Source organism: Peribacillus sp. NPDC006672 (assembly GCF_050274955.1).
GTDB lineage: Bacteria > Bacillota > Bacilli > Bacillales > DSM-1321 > Peribacillus.
The window spans coordinates 1-17150 of the sequence record NZ_JBNNOR010000005.1 but is presented as its reverse complement, the minus strand read 5'-3'; the positions used below and the strand labels follow the sequence as shown (position 1 = coordinate 17150).

Genomic DNA, 17150 nt, shown 5'->3' with positions numbered 1-17150 from the left:
TACAAGACTAGTTATACCTTTTCTATTAAAAGATCATTATTATGTCTACTCAACATACTCAATGCATAAAATCTTTGTCTGGCTTCCATTAATTCATGATACGTCCCGTGTTCTTCAATTTTGCCATTATTCAATAAGACAATTTCATCATATCCACTAAGAATTGATTCATCCAGCCTATGTGTAATGGAAATTCTCGTAATACCCTGCATTTCACTTAACATACACTCAAGGTCACTAGCTGTTTGATTGTCCAACGCTGAAGTCGCCTCGTCCATAAGTAATATAGGTGATTTTCTCAGGAGTGCTCTTGCTATAGAAATTCTCTGTTTTTCCCCACCTGAAAAATGGATTCCATTTTCTCCACATAATACATCAAAGCCGCCTCTGTCATTAATCAATTTCTGTAACATACTCTTCTTTATTACTTGCTCAAACTCATCTGTGTCACATTCACGAAACAATTTTATATTTTGTTCAATCGTATCATCAAAGATAAAACAGTCCTGATGAATAAAACTAACATTTTGGAAAATGGACTGATCACTTATTTTCTCAAGATCAACCCCGTCATACCTGATATTTCCTTCATACCCATCATAAAACCCAGTCAACATCTTTAATAAGGTTGTCTTTCCACTCCCACTTGTTCCTACAATTGCATAAGACTTTCCATATTCAAATTCAAAATTAATATCATCTAAAATTTTTTTCCCATCTACGCTTAACGAAAGCCCATTTAAAGAAATTTTATTACTAAATTTAGGAATATCAAATCTTTGAGTTTGATCCGTTTTTGCCTCTCCTATTTTATTGAAATTCATTAATATAGCCCGACTGGCCTGCCTTTTGGTAAAACCAGTGATGAGTCTATTAATAGGAATTGTTACACAATTTAACAATTGAATAAAAGCCATAATCTCTCCTACTGTAATTTCTCCTTTCATTAGCTGCTGAGTTCCCACAATAAATATGACTACAGCAACAAGAAATGTTGAAATATCAGTAAGTGAAAGAATTAGTGACAGCAGATTTTCGTATACCATTTTTGCTTTTTCCTGCTTGTTCGCCTTTGCCTTTGCCCTTTCAAAAATCTCTTTTTCGATGTTAAAGCTCTTAACAACCTGATTTCCAGATAATATATCTTTAATAAAAGATACATAACTTTTATTTTGCTCAGCCACTTCACCTTGTGCTTTTTGCATACGATTATTAAATATACTCGAAACTGCAAGTGGAATGATACAAGTGAGTAATATACTCAATGCAAGGAATGAATTAATGATAAACATCATAAGCACTCCACCTACAAGCATAGCTAGCTGAACAAATATTTCCACGGTCCCTTTTATATAATCGTTTTGAATTATAGTTATATCATTTGACAATCGTGATATGTAAGTTCCATTACTCTCCTTGTTGAAACTTCTCATATCTAACCGTAAAATATTTTCAACAAGGGTATTTTTCAGGTTTAACGTTGCCCTTTTTGTATATAAATTTTTAACAGCATACCCCACATACATTCCCACTGCACCTAAAGGCAATAAAATAACTGAAATAGTAGTTAACTCAACGATATTTTCAATATCTTTGTTAATAGAATAATCAATAAATTTTTGTAGTATAATCGCCAGTGCAATAAACAGAATAGAAGTCACGATACCAAGTAAGCAGGACAAAATTAGTAAGCCTATATTCTTTTGGTATATACTTTTTGAAATATTTTCGTTCATACTATAAGCCCTCTTCTTGTTTCTAATTTCATTTAGAGCGTGTCTAATTTACACTCCAATTGTTTATTGCTAGATCATGTGCATATTTCAGATATTTTGGGTGGGACCGCCACGAGCATATGCACATGATCCAGCATCATATGTCCTTTTATGACCCCTCCACCTGCATAGCAGGTGGTTTTACGGGTAAGATACAACATTAAATATTCTTCATGACATCATTAAGGAGCTCTTCTTCAATTGTAATGCCTGTAATGCGAGCAATTAGAGTACTATTTTGAATGTAGAAGTGCATGCTAACTCCAAAATCTTCAGACTCTATAATCTGTGTTTGTAAAAACATCCTCTCTAATGATATGTCATCTCTACTTGCAAACTTATCAAGGACTCCCTGATAATTAATGATTGGAATGCGATTAGACATTTCATTAAAACCGTACTTTTGTGCTATAAGAAACAACTTTTCTGTAATTGCAGATTGATTAATACTCGATTTTTCTGATGCTGATAAAAGCTGTTTTTGCATTTTACTTTTCCTATCATAAATTGAGTAATCTAAATTTAAAGTTAGTCCCAACATTCCCTTATTGAATTCATCTCTGTTATGTGTCAAAACAGAAACAGGTATGTTATTTAATTCTTCAGGTAAGTCACTATACATAAGCCTTGATATAAATTCTGCTGCTGTATTAATGGGTTGTTCGCTAAATTTCTGATATTGTAACTCATTTAGTTTTACATGAATTTCTGTATACCTCTTAGTGTCTCGTCGAGAGACTAAATTAGCTGATTTTTTAGCAACTTCAATATACTCTTCCATTTTAGACTCTTGATTATTAGAAATTTCCAGTTCATCAACTTTCTTTTTAATCATTTTGCAATATTCTATGAAAGAATAGTTGGGAGTGTTAAGTCTGTTGTTCAAAGTTTCATGAAGCATAACCTTAAACAAATCTTGTGAGACTCCATCCCATATTAAATGATGAATTGCACTAAGTACTAAGCAATTATCTGCATCTATTTCTACGATTAAAAATCTAGATAACAGCTTATCGTCAGTTAGAAAACTCATTTCATTCACAATTTCCTTAAATTGTTCTGCAGATAATTCTAAGGTTCCTTTCACTACTGGAATTTCCCATTCATCTGAATAATCGTATTCTTCTAAATAGGTCATTTTTTGATTTAATTTTGTTCTTAATGCCCCATGCCTGGAAATTATTTCTCTGACTGACAAAGAAGCATTCTCTGCCGTTCCTTCTATTCTTATGATTTCAGTAATAATTTCTGTATCTGGTCGCAAGAAATCTTCATGTCCTGTCAATACAGGACATTCTAAAGTAGAACGTGTTTTAATATAGTTATCTCCATAATAATTCAACTGTTTTTGTATCATGCACTTTAGATCGCCATCACGGTTATCACCAATAAATGTTACATCTAATGGCATTTTTACTGTTCCTTTTCTGGTTAAACACGTTTCGACAACATCCTTAATTGCTCTTTCATATGCCAACACAAATGTTTGAGCATCTTCGTCAGTATACAATCCAGTATCATATATTATGTCAAATTCAAGTTGCCCATTTAAAACAGCCCCATTTAGAGACAATCCCATTCCTGATGAATTTTTTTCTGACATACTTCTTCCTAATGGCATTCCCGACATTGATATTCCTTCAATTCTGTCTATCTCGTTATCCAATTCTCCAAGATAATTGAATGTTATTGCTGCGCTCATCTCAAGTCCACTATGCTCACCAAGATATCTCAAAACTCCATATCCAATTCCATGATTAGGGACCTGTCTCAATGTTTTTTTTGTCTCAAAAATGCTTTCTTCAACAGTATCTTTTGTCTCCAAAATAATAGGATATACACTTGTAAACCAACCAACTGTACGATCGATGACTATCTCTCTATCTATTGTCTCTCTACCGTGACCCTCCATTTCTATGGTTAGGTACTTAGAGTTTCTCCATTCTTTTACCGCAATTGTCAGCGATGCCAGTAACAAGTCGTTTATTTCTGTTTTATATGTCTTTCCAGCTTCAAGTAACAACTTTTTCGTCGTTTCAGAGTCCACTTTCACTACTTTATTTTTATATTGACCACTTGCTGTTTGTGTACTCTTGAATGTCTCAGTACTATTTGATTTATCTGATATATTTTTCCAGTATGCTATTTCATTTGAAAGCACTTCACTCTTAGTATATTGTGTTAAAGCGTCTGCCCATTCCTTGTACGAAGCCGTTTTCATTGGCAGCCTGATTTTACCTGTCTCTTGTATTTGTCGATATCCACTAAATAAATCCTCCAGCAGAATTCTCCATGATACACCGTCTATGACCAGATGATGTACACAAATTAGTAAATGATCTCCACTGTCTGAATGGAACAGCCCTATTTTTACCAAAGGTCCTTTGGCCAGGTCTATGCTTGCCTGTAATTTATCGCTGGCATACTCTATCTCTTTCGATACATCTTGCACTTTTGTATAATCTTTTTCATACCAATCATATAGCTTGCTTTCCTCTGTAGACAGCGTGATTTGACGTTGTCCATCATATACATTTCTTAAAGCGTCATGATGTTTAATGATTTCAGTAATTGCTGTCTTTAAACTAGGTATATCAAACGGCTCATCACTTCTTAACATTAAGGCCTGATTAAAATGATTTGGTACTATGTGATACTTATTGAAAAATTCTAGTTGTATAGGGGTTAGTGAACTTTCCCCATTGATTTCTCCCTGTTCGTATACTTGACTTATTTCTCCCTTTTGAATATTTTCCCCAATCTTTCTTGGTGTCTGCTGATACATTAATGCTGCAAAAGAAAGCTTATACCCTTTTTCCCGTAACTTCGAAACTGCCTTAATCGCTTTAATAGAATCTCCACCAAATTCAAAGAAACTGTCTTCTATTCCGACTGGAGATATTCCTAAGATTTCTTCAAATACTTCCGTAATTACTTTCTCTGTTTTAGTTCTTGGTGGCATATATTCCTGTCCCGCTAATGCATTTGGTTCTGGCAGTGCCTTTGCATCCAGCTTCCCATTTGGAGTCAGTGGCAATGCACCGATCTGCATCATAAAGCCAGGTAACATATACTCGGGTAGTTTTTCTCTCAAATCATTTTTAATTTCAGACATATCCAGTTTCTGCTCTTTATTTGTCGGGATCAGGTAGGCACATATACGCTTGTCACCGCCTACTTCCCATGCAACAACTGCTACATCAGATATACCCGGCTGATTCCTTAGAACGCTCTCTATCTCGTACAACTCTATCCGATATCCTCGGATTTTAACCTGTTCATCTATTCTTCCCAGGTATTCCATCTCACCGTTAGGCAGCCATCTCGCCAAATCTCCAGAGCGGTATAACTTCCCTTCTCCATATGGATTGTCGATAAACCTCTCCGCTGTTAATTCAGGCTGGTTTAGATATCCTTTGGCTACTCCGTCTCCTGCGATGCATAGCTCACCAGGAATGCCTACACCACATAACTCCATCTCATTCAGTATATATAGCTGCATATTGGCAATGGGATGTCCGATTCCTACACTTAAACCCTTATCTTTTTCTTTGGAATAGACATAATCACAGCATCCTACGGTAGTCTCTGTAGGGCCATATTCGTTATGAATCTTTACGCTTTCTCCTAATAGCTTCTGCGTTTTCCATGCCGTATCTGTTGTTAACTCTTCTCCACCGACAATCAGTGTTTCTAAATTCGGTACATCTACGCCGTCTGCATAGGTTTCCAGCATCTTTAAATGAGAAGGGGTAAGCTTAAGGAAGGTTACCCTGTTATCTTTTAATGCTGCACTTAACCTTTCCTCCGTGTCTCCTCCCTTTAATAGAAGAGACCCACCACTAATAAGCGGTAAATACAAGGAAGTTACGGAGAGGTCGAAACTTAAGCTTGTAATTAATACCGTAGTACAAGCTTCTTTCTGGTACTCTTTATCTGCATATGACAAGTAATGATCCAAATTGCCTCGTGTAACCGCCACGCCTTTGGGCTTTCCTGTAGTTCCTGATGTGTAAATCACATAGGCTATGTCGTCTTTTTCAACGGCACACTCTGGATTTTTCTCCTTCTCACCCAGGTCTTCAAGATTCATAGTGATGAATGGGATTTCCGTTTCCAGCTTCTTCTCTCTTGTTAATATGACTTTGGGTGCTGCATCGTTAAGGATATGTTCTATTCGTTCCTTCGGAGTCGCTGGATCAATCGGGACATAGGAGGCTCCACTCTTTAGCACGCCTAAAATTCCAATAATCGTTTCCGCTTCCAGTGAAGCCATGATGGCAACTCTATCATTTGGCTGGACACCTAACGAAATCAGTTCCCATGCCAATGCATTTGCCTTTCGGTTTACTTCTCCATAACGAAGTACTCCCGTTTCGTATTCGATTACCGTCTTCTCGGGTGTCTGTTCCGTATGTTTCTCGAAGCGTTCTACTACCGTATGATTCTGTGCATACTCCGTATGTGTATCGTTGAAAGCAGTTAATATTCTTTGTTGTTCTACCTCACTGACCATGTTTAGTTCAGACAATTTCATTTCAGGGTTAGCAATCACCCTATCTAGCAATACCTTAAAATGTTCCAGTATGACCTGTGCTGAAGTCTGGGTAAATAAATCACTACAATATACCAGATTTAAAGCGTACCCCTCTTCATACGCTGTAGCTTGTAAATCCAAATCAAATTTTGCATCAATGAAATGAATTCCCAACATGTCTACTTGGGCTTCGCCCATCGCAAGATGGATTTCTTCGTTATTCTGCATGGTAAACATAACGTCAAACAGCGGATTGCGTGACAGATCACGGCGTACTTCTACTTCCTCTACCAATTCTTCAAATGGGTATTCTTGATTCTCATACGCATTCAATGCCAGCTCTTTTATCTCGCTTAAAAATTCCAGGAACGTTTTCTCATCCCTTGGATATCCTCTCATTGCTAGCGTATTTACAAACATGCCTGCTATCGTCTCGGTATCCTGATGCACCCTGCCTGAGATGGGGGTTCCTACCACTATATCTTGTTGCCTGCTGTATTTATGCAGTTCTATCATAAATACAGCCAGTAAGGTCATGTAATCTGTAGTTCCATTTTGTTTATTTATATTTTCAATTCCAACTTTTTGTTCTTTACTAAGCTGAACAGACACTTGTGCTCCTTTGTAACTTTGGATTTTGGGACGTGGATAGTCCGTCACCAAATCCAAAATCGGTGCCTCTTCTTTAAATACTTCTTTCCAATAGTCTCTCTGACTCTCCAGGTTTCTACCACGCATCCATTCACTATAATCTTTGTATTGGATTTCAAGTGGCTGTAATCCTTCACCGTTATACAACCGTGAGAAATCTTCGATGAATATATTTAGAGTCTTATGATCGGAAATAATATGGTGCATATCAAATAGTAAAATATATTTGTTACGATTCCTTTCTTTCACTACTTTAAAACGCATAAGTGGTGCTTTTCCGATGTCAAACGGGCGTACAAATTGTTCCATATCTGCTTCGCTGTAGCTGTCGGTTTCTTCATATTCCACTTGGTAGAATACCTCGTCTGCAATGACTTGAAATGCTTCTCCTTCTGTCATTACAAAACTTGTTCGCAGCGACTCATGACGCTTGATCAGGCTATCTATTGCTTGGTGTATTTTTTCTAAATCAAGGTTACCCGTTACTTCTAATGCTGACGGCATGTTATATGCTGTACTACTGCCTTCCATCTGATCCAGAATAAACAATCGTTTCTGTGTAGAGGATGCTGGATAAGTTTCTCTCTGTTCTGCTTGTGGTATTGGACTATATTCGCCTTCTCCCGCGGCCTCTATCTTTTTCGCCAACATGGCAGGAGTTGGTGAACTAAATATCTCTTTTACTGGCAAACGAATCCCTGTTTTCTTCTCTATGGCATTAATTGCTGTCGTCGCTTTTAACGAATGTCCACCCAATTCAAAGAAACTGTCCTCTATTCCGACTGGAGATACTCCTAAGATTTCTTCAAATACTTCCGTAATTACTTTCTCTGTTTTAGTTCTTGGTGGCATATATTCCTGTCCTGCTAATGCATTTGGTTCTGGCAGTGCCTTTGCATCCAGCTTACCATTTGGAGTCAGTGGCAATGCATCTATCTGCATCATGAACGCCGGTATCATATACTCCGGCAGTTCTTTTCTCAGCCCATCCCTGATTTCAGAAATGTCTAGTTGCTGAGTTCCGTCTGTCGCTATTAGGTACGCACATAAGCTCTTGTCACCTCTCGCTTCCAACGCAATTACTGCCGCATTTGATACACCAGGCTGATTCTTTAAAACACTCTCTATCTCGTACAACTCTATCCGATATCCTCGGATTTTAACCTGTTCATCTATTCTTCCCAGGTATTCCATCTCACCGTTAGGCAGCCATCTCGCCAAATCTCCAGAGCGGTATAATTTACCCTCTCTATATGGATTGTCGATAAACTTCTCCGCTGTTAATTCAGGCTGGTTTAGATATCCTTTGGCTACTCCGTCTCCTGCGATGCATAGCTCACCAGGAATGCCTACACCACATAACTCCATCTCATTCAGTATATATAGCTGCATATTGGTAATGGGATGTCCGATTCCTACACTTAAACCCTTATCTTTTTCTTTGGAATAGACATAATCACAGCATCCTACGGTAGTCTCTGTAGGGCCATATTCGTTATGAATCTTTACGCTTTCTCCTAATAGCTTCTGCGTTTTCCATGCCGTATCTGTTGTTAACTCTTCTCCACCGACAATCAGTGTTTCTAAATTCGGTACATCTACGCCGTCTGCATAGGTTTCCAGCATCTTTAAATGAGAAGGGGTAAGCTTAAGGAAGGTTACCCTGTTATCTTTTAATGCTGCACTTAACCTTTCCTCCGTGTCTCCTCCCTTTAATAGAAGAGATCCACCACTAATAAGCGGTAAATACAAGGAAGTTACGGAGAGGTCGAAACTTAAGCTTGTAATTAATACCGTAGTACAAGCTTCTTTCTGGTACTCTTTATCTGCATATGACAAGTAATGATCCAAATTGCCTCGTGTAACCGCCACGCCTTTGGGCTTTCCTGTAGTTCCTGATGTGTAAATCACATAGGCTATGTCGTCTTTTTCAACGGCACACTCTGGATTTTTCTCCTTCTCACCCAGGTCTTCAAGATTCATAGTGATGAATGGGATTTCCGTTTCCAGCTTCTTCTCTCTTGTTAATATGACTTTGGGTGCTGCATCGTTAAGGATATGCTCTATTCGTTCCTTCGGAAACGCTGGATCAATCGGGACATAGGAGGCTCCACTCTTTAGCACGCCTAAAATTCCAATAATAATTTCCGCTTCCAGTGAAGTCATGATGGCAACTCTATCATTTGGCTGGACACCTAACGAAATCAGTTCCCATGCCAATGCATTTGCCTTTCGATTTACTTCTCCATAACGAAGTACTCCCGTTTCGTATTCGATTACCGTCTTCTCGGGTGTCTGTTCCGTATGTGCCTCGAATAGTTCTACTACCGTATGATTCTGTGCATACTCCGTATGTGTATCGTTGAAAGCAGTTAATATTCTTTGTTGTTCTACCTCACTGACCATGTTTAGTTCAGACAATTTCATTTCAGGGTTAGCAATAACCCTATCTAGCAATACCTTAAAATGTTCCAGTATGACCTGTGCTGAAGTCTGGGTAAATAAATCACTACAATATACCAGATCTAAAGCGTACCCCTCTTCATACGCTGTAGCTTGTAAATCCAAATCAAATTTTGCATCAATGAAATGAATTCCCAACATGTCTACTTGGGCTTCGCCCATCGCAAGATGGATTTCTTCGTTATTCTGCATGGTAAACATAACGTCAAACAGCGGGTTGCGTGACAGATCACGGCGTACTTCTACTTCCTCTACCAATTCTTCAAATGGGTATTCTTGATTCTCATACGCATTCAATGCCAGCTCTTTTATCTCGCTTAAAAATTCCAAGAACGTTTTCTCATCCCTTGGATATCCTCTCATTGCCAACGTATTTACAAACATGCCTGCTATCGTCTCGGTATCCTGATGCACCCTGCCTGAGATGGGGGTTCCTACCACTATATCTTGTTGCCTGCTGTATTTATGCAGTTCTATCATAAATACAGCCAATAAGGTCATGTAATCTGTAGTTCCATTTTGTTTATTTATATTTTGAATTCCAACTTTTTGTTCTTTACTAAGCTGAACAGACACTTGTGCTCCTTTGTAACTTTGGATTTTTGGACGTGGATAGTCCGTCACCAAATCCAAAACCGGTGCCTCTTCTTTAAATACTTCTTTCCAATAGTCTCTCTGACTCTCCAGGTTTCTACCACGCATCCATTCACTATAATCTTTGTATTGGATTTCAAGTGGTTTTAATCCTTCACCGTTATACAATCGTGAGAAATCTTCGATGAATATATTTAGAGTCTTATGATCGGAAATAATATGGTGCATATCAAATAGTAAAATATATTTGTTACGATTCCTTTCTTTCACTACTTTAAAACGCATAAGTGGTGCTTTTCCGATGTCAAACGGGCGTACAAATTGTTCCATATCTGCTTCGCTGTAGCTGTCGGTCTCTTCATATTCCACTTGGTAGAATACCTTATCTGCAATGACTTGAAATGTTTCTCCTTCTGTCATTACAAAACTTGTTCGCAGCGACTCATGACGCTTGATCAGGCGATCTATTGCTTGTTGTATTTTTTCTAAATCAAGGTTACCCGTTACTTCTAGCGCTGACGCCATGTTATATGCTGTACTACTGCCTTCCATCTGATCCAGAATAAACAATCGTTTCTGTGTAGAGGATACTGGATAAGTTTCTCTCTGTTCTGCTTGTGGTATTGGACTATATTCGCCTTCTCCCGCAGCCTCCATCTTTTTCGCCAACACGGCAGGAGTTGGTGAACTAAATATCTCTTTTACTGGTAAACGAATCCCTGTTTTCTTCTCTATGGCATTAATTGCTGCCGTCGCTTTTAACGAATGTCCACCCAATTCAAAGAAACTGTCTTCTATTCCGACTGGAGATACTCCTAGAATTTCCTCAAATACATCTACGATTGCTTGCTCCGTCTTATTACTTGGTGGTACGTATTTCAAGCTTTCTAACATATCTGGTTCTGGCAACCTAGTTTTATCCAGCTTCCCATTTATGGTTAGTGGAAATTCATCGATCTGTATCATAAAGGCAGGAATCATATACTCCGTTACTTCTTCTCTTATCGCTTCTTTAATTTCGGGTATCATTAGTTCCTGACCCTTCTCTGCAATGAGATATGCACAGAGAATTTCATCGTTTCCAACTTCTTTTAAAACTACGACAGCATCTGCGATTTTACTCTGTTTTCTTAACACACTTTCAATTTCACCTAACTCTATCCTGTAACCACGGACTTTCACTTGTTCATCTATTCGACCTAAATACTCTATATTTCCATCTGGCTGCCAACGTGCCAAATCTCCTGTACGGTACAATTTTCCCTCACCGAAAGGATTTTTAATAAACTTCTTATCTGTCAATTCTGGCTGATTCAAATAACCTCTTGCTAAACCATCTCCTGCAATACACAACTCGCCAGGTATTCCAACACCGCATAGCTCCATTTCATTTAGAAGATATACCTTTGTATTTGCAATCGGACGTCCAATGGTAATTGAAGTAGAGTCTGTATTCACTCTAAAACTAGTTGCATTTACAGTAGATTCTGTAGGGCCATATGTGTTTAGCACTTCTACTTTTTTCGCCCATTCTTTTAAGCTTTCTAGATTACCTGCCTCACCACCTGATTCCAGCAAACGAAGTGTCGGTAATGCGTCAGCACACAACCCTTCTATTACCTTAGGTGTCAATGATGCTGTTGTTACATTATTTCGATCTATATAGTTTTGTAGTTGCTCCATATCATATGTTAAATTTTTTGGTACAATGCATAATGCCGCACCATTGCAAAGTGCAGGGAAGATATCACCAACCGCTTGGTCAAAAGATACATTTGCAAATTGCAGCACCGTATCCTTGTCGTTCAGTGCAAATGTATCCTTATATGTGACCCACATATTGACCACATTTCGATGTTCAATTAAAACTCCTTTAGGATTTCCAGTTGTACCAGAAGTGTAGATACAATACACCAAATCATTAGACCTGTTAACATGCAAAAGATTGTCCGTTTCATTAGCATAATTATTCTCATCTTCTAAATCTAATACCGGAATCTCTACCTTCCCTGGCAACTTATTCTTATACGTCAATACAATCTTTGGACTACTGTCCTCCAGCATATAGCCAATTCTATTATCTGGATATTCCGGATTGATTGGTACATAAGCTCCCCCTGCCTTAATGATTGCTAATATTCCTACAATCATTTCCATGCTACGTTCTGTAACCAAAGCCACCAAATCGTTTGGAACCACTCCTAAATCCCGAAGGGTTCGCGCCAACTGATTTGCTCTCTCATTCAGCTCGGCATATGTCATCTTTTTATCATCAAATTTAAGTGCAATATTTTCTGCTGTTTTCTCTACCTGATTCTCAAATAAGCTGACAACTGTTTGTTCTCGAGAGTATTCTACATTCGTTGCATTGAAATCAACCAATATCTTCTCTTGTTCCCTGATATCAAGTATTTGCAAATCCTTAAGCTTTTTTTCTGGATGTGTTACTGCTTCCTCAAGCAGCGTTACATAATGCTTTGCCATATATTCAATAGTTTCTTGTTTGAATAAATCTGTGCAATACTCAAAATCAATTTCATACCCTTCTGACATACATTCAACCAGAACGGATAAGTCAAACTTTGAAACATTTCTTTTAATGAATGCACTTTTTCCGCCAAATAGGCCTTGCATTTCCGTCGGTTTTTTCTTTTCTTTTAATCCGAACATAAAATCAAATATCGGATTTCTTGAGAGATCTCTCTTCTTCTCTACGGCTTCAACTAAATCTTCAAATTGGTATTCTTGGTTATCATAAGCTTGCAGACACTTCTCCCTCACAGCTAAAATCAAATGCTCAAATGTATCATCAGGACAAACTTCTCCCTTTATTACCAGAGTATTGACAAACATCCCCAGCATACCTTTAGTATCTGCATGAACTCGGCCTGACACGGTTGTTCCTACAATAATATCTTTTTGGCGACTATATTTGCCTAATAATAAAATGAACACAGATAGGGTAACCATAAATTCAGTAGCACTATACTTTAGGGCTAAATTTTTAACCCTTGAGCTTAATGGCTCTTTTACCTTTGCTACAACATTGGCTCCCCTGAAAGACTGGATTTGAGGACGGAGGAAATCCGTCTTCAAATCTACCCTAGCAATTTCACCAGCGAATTCCCTCTTCCAATATTCTTCCTGTTTTGTGATATCATAAAAATTCTGCCATACGCTGAAATCTTTATATTGAATTCGGTTAGAATTTTTATTCATAAACTCTCCTCTTATTCATGATCAGTTCCATCATTTTCATAAAATTCGTTCACTTGATGCAGTATAACTGGCAGGCTTTCTCCATCACATATAATGTGATGAATATCAACAAATAGATAGGAGGCCGTTGTTGTCTTCATTAATTTCACACGCATCAACGGTGCTTCGGATAAGACAAACGGTTGTATAAATTTATCGTATTCTGTTTGTATATCTATTGCGTCCACTTCGCTGTAGTCTAATAAAACCCTTGCGTCTGGAGAAATCGTTTGAATGGGTTCACCGTCCACAACATGGAAACTAGTTCGCAGTATCTCTTCTTGCTTTAACAGCTTATCCAAAGCTTTCTGTAATCTTTCTTTATCTAGCGGTTCTTCATAAGCATAGACATCCGATACGTTGTAGTTAATGTTAGGTCCGGTCATCTCGTCTAGAAGATAGAGTCGTTTCTGAGCTGAACTTGTAGGGTAGTATTCAGCTGCTGAAGCTTGTTCTATTGCCACAAACATCTCGTTCTCTATCGACCCCATATTTTCCGCTATCTGCTCAGGCGTACCAAAAGTAAAAATATCTCTAATTGACAGTCTTACTCCTATAGCTTTCTCCAATTCATTACACAGCAACACTGCTTTCAGTGACGATCCCCCTAGATCAAAGAAACTATCAGTTACACTAATATTTTCAATATCTAGGATGTGCTCAAATGCCTGCACGATCAGAGTTTCATATTCATTTCGTGGTGCAATATATTCCTTTGACTTATACTGCGGCTGTGGTAATGAAGCTTTGTCAAGTTTACCATTACTTGTCAGTGGAATCGTATCAATTGAAATAATATGTGCAGGCACCATGTAATCTGGTAACACTTTATTTAACTTAATCTTTACGTTCTTTTCTTCTATTTCTGTCTCAGCTATTATATAGGCACACAAGAATTTCTCTTTCTTTTTGTCTTCTCGCACTACTACTACAGCTTCACTTATCCCTTCAAGCTCCAATAAACGGCTTTCTACTTCTCTTGGTTCAATACGATATCCTCTAATTTTTGCTTGGTCATCCATACGTCCAATATATTCAATGTTTCCGTTAGGTAACCAACGTGCCAAATCACCTGTCCGATACATCTTTCCGGCTCCAAATGGGTTGTGTACAAACTTCTCGTCTGTCAGGTTTTGTCGATTTAAATATCCTTGAGATACACCCTCACCTGTTATACATAACTCACCTGGAACTCCAATTCCACAAAGTTCATTTCCATTTAACATATAAATCTTTAATGTTGGAAGTGGCTTTCCTATGTCGCTAATTCCGCTCTCGATGGCTTCAGCATCAATATCGCGATAAGTAGCGTATACCGTGGTTTCTGTAGGCCCGTACATATTAACCAGACGACAATGCCTATTGTTCTCATGCCATTTCTTCAAATGTGTTGGATAAAGTGCCTCTCCTGCAAAAATAACATATCGTAAACTATTTATTGTTTGTCCTGTCATTGCATCGATCAACGTATAAAATGGTGAAGGTACCTGGCATAAGATTGTTACCGCTTCTTTTTGCAGCAGCTCTCCAAATGCATATCCATCTTTTACCGTATCTTCAGAAGGAATTACAAGCTTTGCTCCATTCAATAGGCTTCCGAAAATTTCCCAAACCGAAACATCAAAACAATAAGAATGGAATTGAACCCAAATATCATTTTCATATAAATCAAGCTTAAACTTGTCATTCTTAAGTAATCGCACTACATTTACATGCTGAACCATAACACCTTTTGGCCTGCCAGTCGTACCCGAGGTATAAATAACATACATCAAATCACTTGATTGATTTACATGGACAAGGTTACTGCATTCCATTTTATAATTTGCCTCATCATGAAGATACATGATAGGAATGTCAACTTCAGGTTCTTTTGTACCGCATAATACTACCTTTGGTTTACAGTCATTAATGATATAATTAATTCTTTCCTCTGGATAAGATGGATCAACGGGTACATAAGCTGCTCCAGCCTTTAAAATAGCGTATATGCCCACCACCATCTCCAAACATTTTTCTGTTGAGATAACCACAAAATCATTTGGTTGAATGTTATAGTCCTTTCGAAGTTTTCTTGCCAGAGCATTCGCTTGTTCATTTATTTGTGCATAGGTCATCTGTTGTCCTTTAAATGAGATTGCTATACTATTAGGTATTCTGGCAGCCTGCTCTTCTAATAACTGCACAATCGTCTTATTATGAGGGTATTCTGCATCCGTCATATTGAACTCATCCAATATTTTTGCTTCTTCGTACATATCTATCATGGCAATATCCTGCAGCTTCTTTTCCGGAGACATTAAAACTCCTTCAATTAGTGTTAAGAAGTGTTTTGCCATGTACTCGATCGTTTCTGGTTTGAATAAGTCTGTAGAATATTCAAAATCAATCTTATAGCCTTCTGAATCACTTATCATGGTTAAGGTAAGATCAAATTTAGAAATACTTCCTTCAACGGATTCCCTCGTTCCAAATTGAATACTATCCGAATAACTCTCTCTCTCATCGTCCTGCAATACAAACATCACATCGAATACTGGGTTTCTTGAGAAATCTCTTTTTACTCCCACTGCTTCAACTAAATCTTCGAACTGATAATCCTTGTTATCATATGCCTGTAAACATTTCTCTTTTGTACTTAATAATACATCCTCAAATGTATCATCAGAGCAGACATTCCCTTTGATTGCCAGAGTGTTTACAAACATGCCCAACATATCTTGGGTATCCGTATGGTTTCGTCCCGATATTGGAGTTCCTACTATAATTTCTTCCTGTCGACTGTATTTTCCTAACATTGAGAAAAAGGTGGATAACAAAACCATAAACTCAGTTGCACCATACTTCTTCGCTAACTCTTTTACTTTAATACTCGCTTTTTCTTCTACCTGTGTTCGGAAATTAGCACCTCTAAAGCTTTGTTTATGAGGGCGTGGATAATCCATGATTAACTCCAGGACTGGTATATCACCAGAGAATTCTTTCTTCCAGTACGCTGCCTGTTCTGTTATATCTCTAGCATTTTGCCAAACACAAAAGTCTTTATACTGTACTCGTGGTGTTAACAATTTTCTTCCTTCATATAACTCTTGTATTTTGTAAAGCATAATTGGCATGCTGCCTGCATCACATAAAATATGGTGAATATCCAAAAACAAGTATGAATCATTTGGAGTATCCAGTATTTTTGCTCGCATTAGTGGTGATTTTGACAGGTCAAATGGTTGGACGAAAGTATTATATTCATCTTGGATATACTGTGAATCTGCTGTATTTACTTCACTGTGCTCCAGCACAATTCTTGCATCTGAAGAAATTTTTTGAATTGGCTCGCCATCCACTATATGGAAACTCGTCCTCAAAATTTCCTCATTCTCTAATAATTGATCCAATGCTCTCTGAAGTCGCTCATTGTCTGGTTTAACTTTAAGCTTGATTACTAAAGGAATATTATAAGTTGTACCAGGACCTGTTAGTTGGTCCAAAAGATAAAGTCTCTTTTGAGCTGAGCTTATAGAATAGCTTTCTGCTTCTACTATTTCTGGTATTTCTTCAAACGTATTTACCTTTGAGTTTTTAATGGTTTCTGCAATATTCTTTGGTGTAACTAAATCAAAAATTTCTCTAAGTGGTAACCTTACCCCTGTACTCTTCTCTAATTCATTACACAGCCGGATTACATTAAGCGAGTATCCACCCAAATCAAAGAAATTGTCATTTACACTTACTCTTTCCATACCAAGTACATATTCAAATGCCTCTACTACCAATTTCTCAGTCTGGGTCTTTGGTGCCTCATAACCCCTTATCATCTTACTTTCTTCAATATGCTTTTCCGGGTTCGGCAATAATTTACGATCTACTTTACCATT

At 37.8% G+C, this 17150-nt stretch carries 3 protein-coding genes; all 3 read right to left on the bottom strand.

Annotated features, from left to right (window positions below; all coding sequences use genetic code 11):
• Positions 1–11: 11 nt before the first annotated feature.
• Entirely contained in the window at positions 12–1736 is a 1725-nt protein-coding gene (locus tag ACQKKK_RS09540) for an ABC transporter ATP-binding protein (protein WP_427615857.1), read from the bottom strand.
• A gap of 199 nt (positions 1737–1935) precedes the next feature.
• Positions 1936–13239: an amino acid adenylation domain-containing protein gene (locus tag ACQKKK_RS09535; RefSeq protein ID WP_427615855.1), complete on the bottom strand. Its 11304-nt coding sequence runs from the start codon at positions 13237–13239 to the stop codon at positions 1936–1938.
• 11 nt (positions 13240–13250) lie between these two features.
• Positions 13251–17126, bottom strand: coding sequence for an amino acid adenylation domain-containing protein (locus tag ACQKKK_RS09530; RefSeq protein WP_427615854.1), 3876 nt, complete (start codon positions 17124–17126; stop codon positions 13251–13253).
• Positions 17127–17150: the final 24 nt, after the last annotated feature.

Bases quoted from the DNA above. Each gene is read 5' to 3' on its own strand.
- ACQKKK_RS09540 (WP_427615857.1), bottom strand. From the start codon at position 1,736: ATGAACGAAAATATTTCAAAAAGTATATACCAAAAGAATATAGGCTTA.
- ACQKKK_RS09535 (WP_427615855.1), bottom strand. From the start codon at position 13,239: ATGAATAAAAATTCTAACCGAATTCAATATAAAGATTTCAGCGTATGG.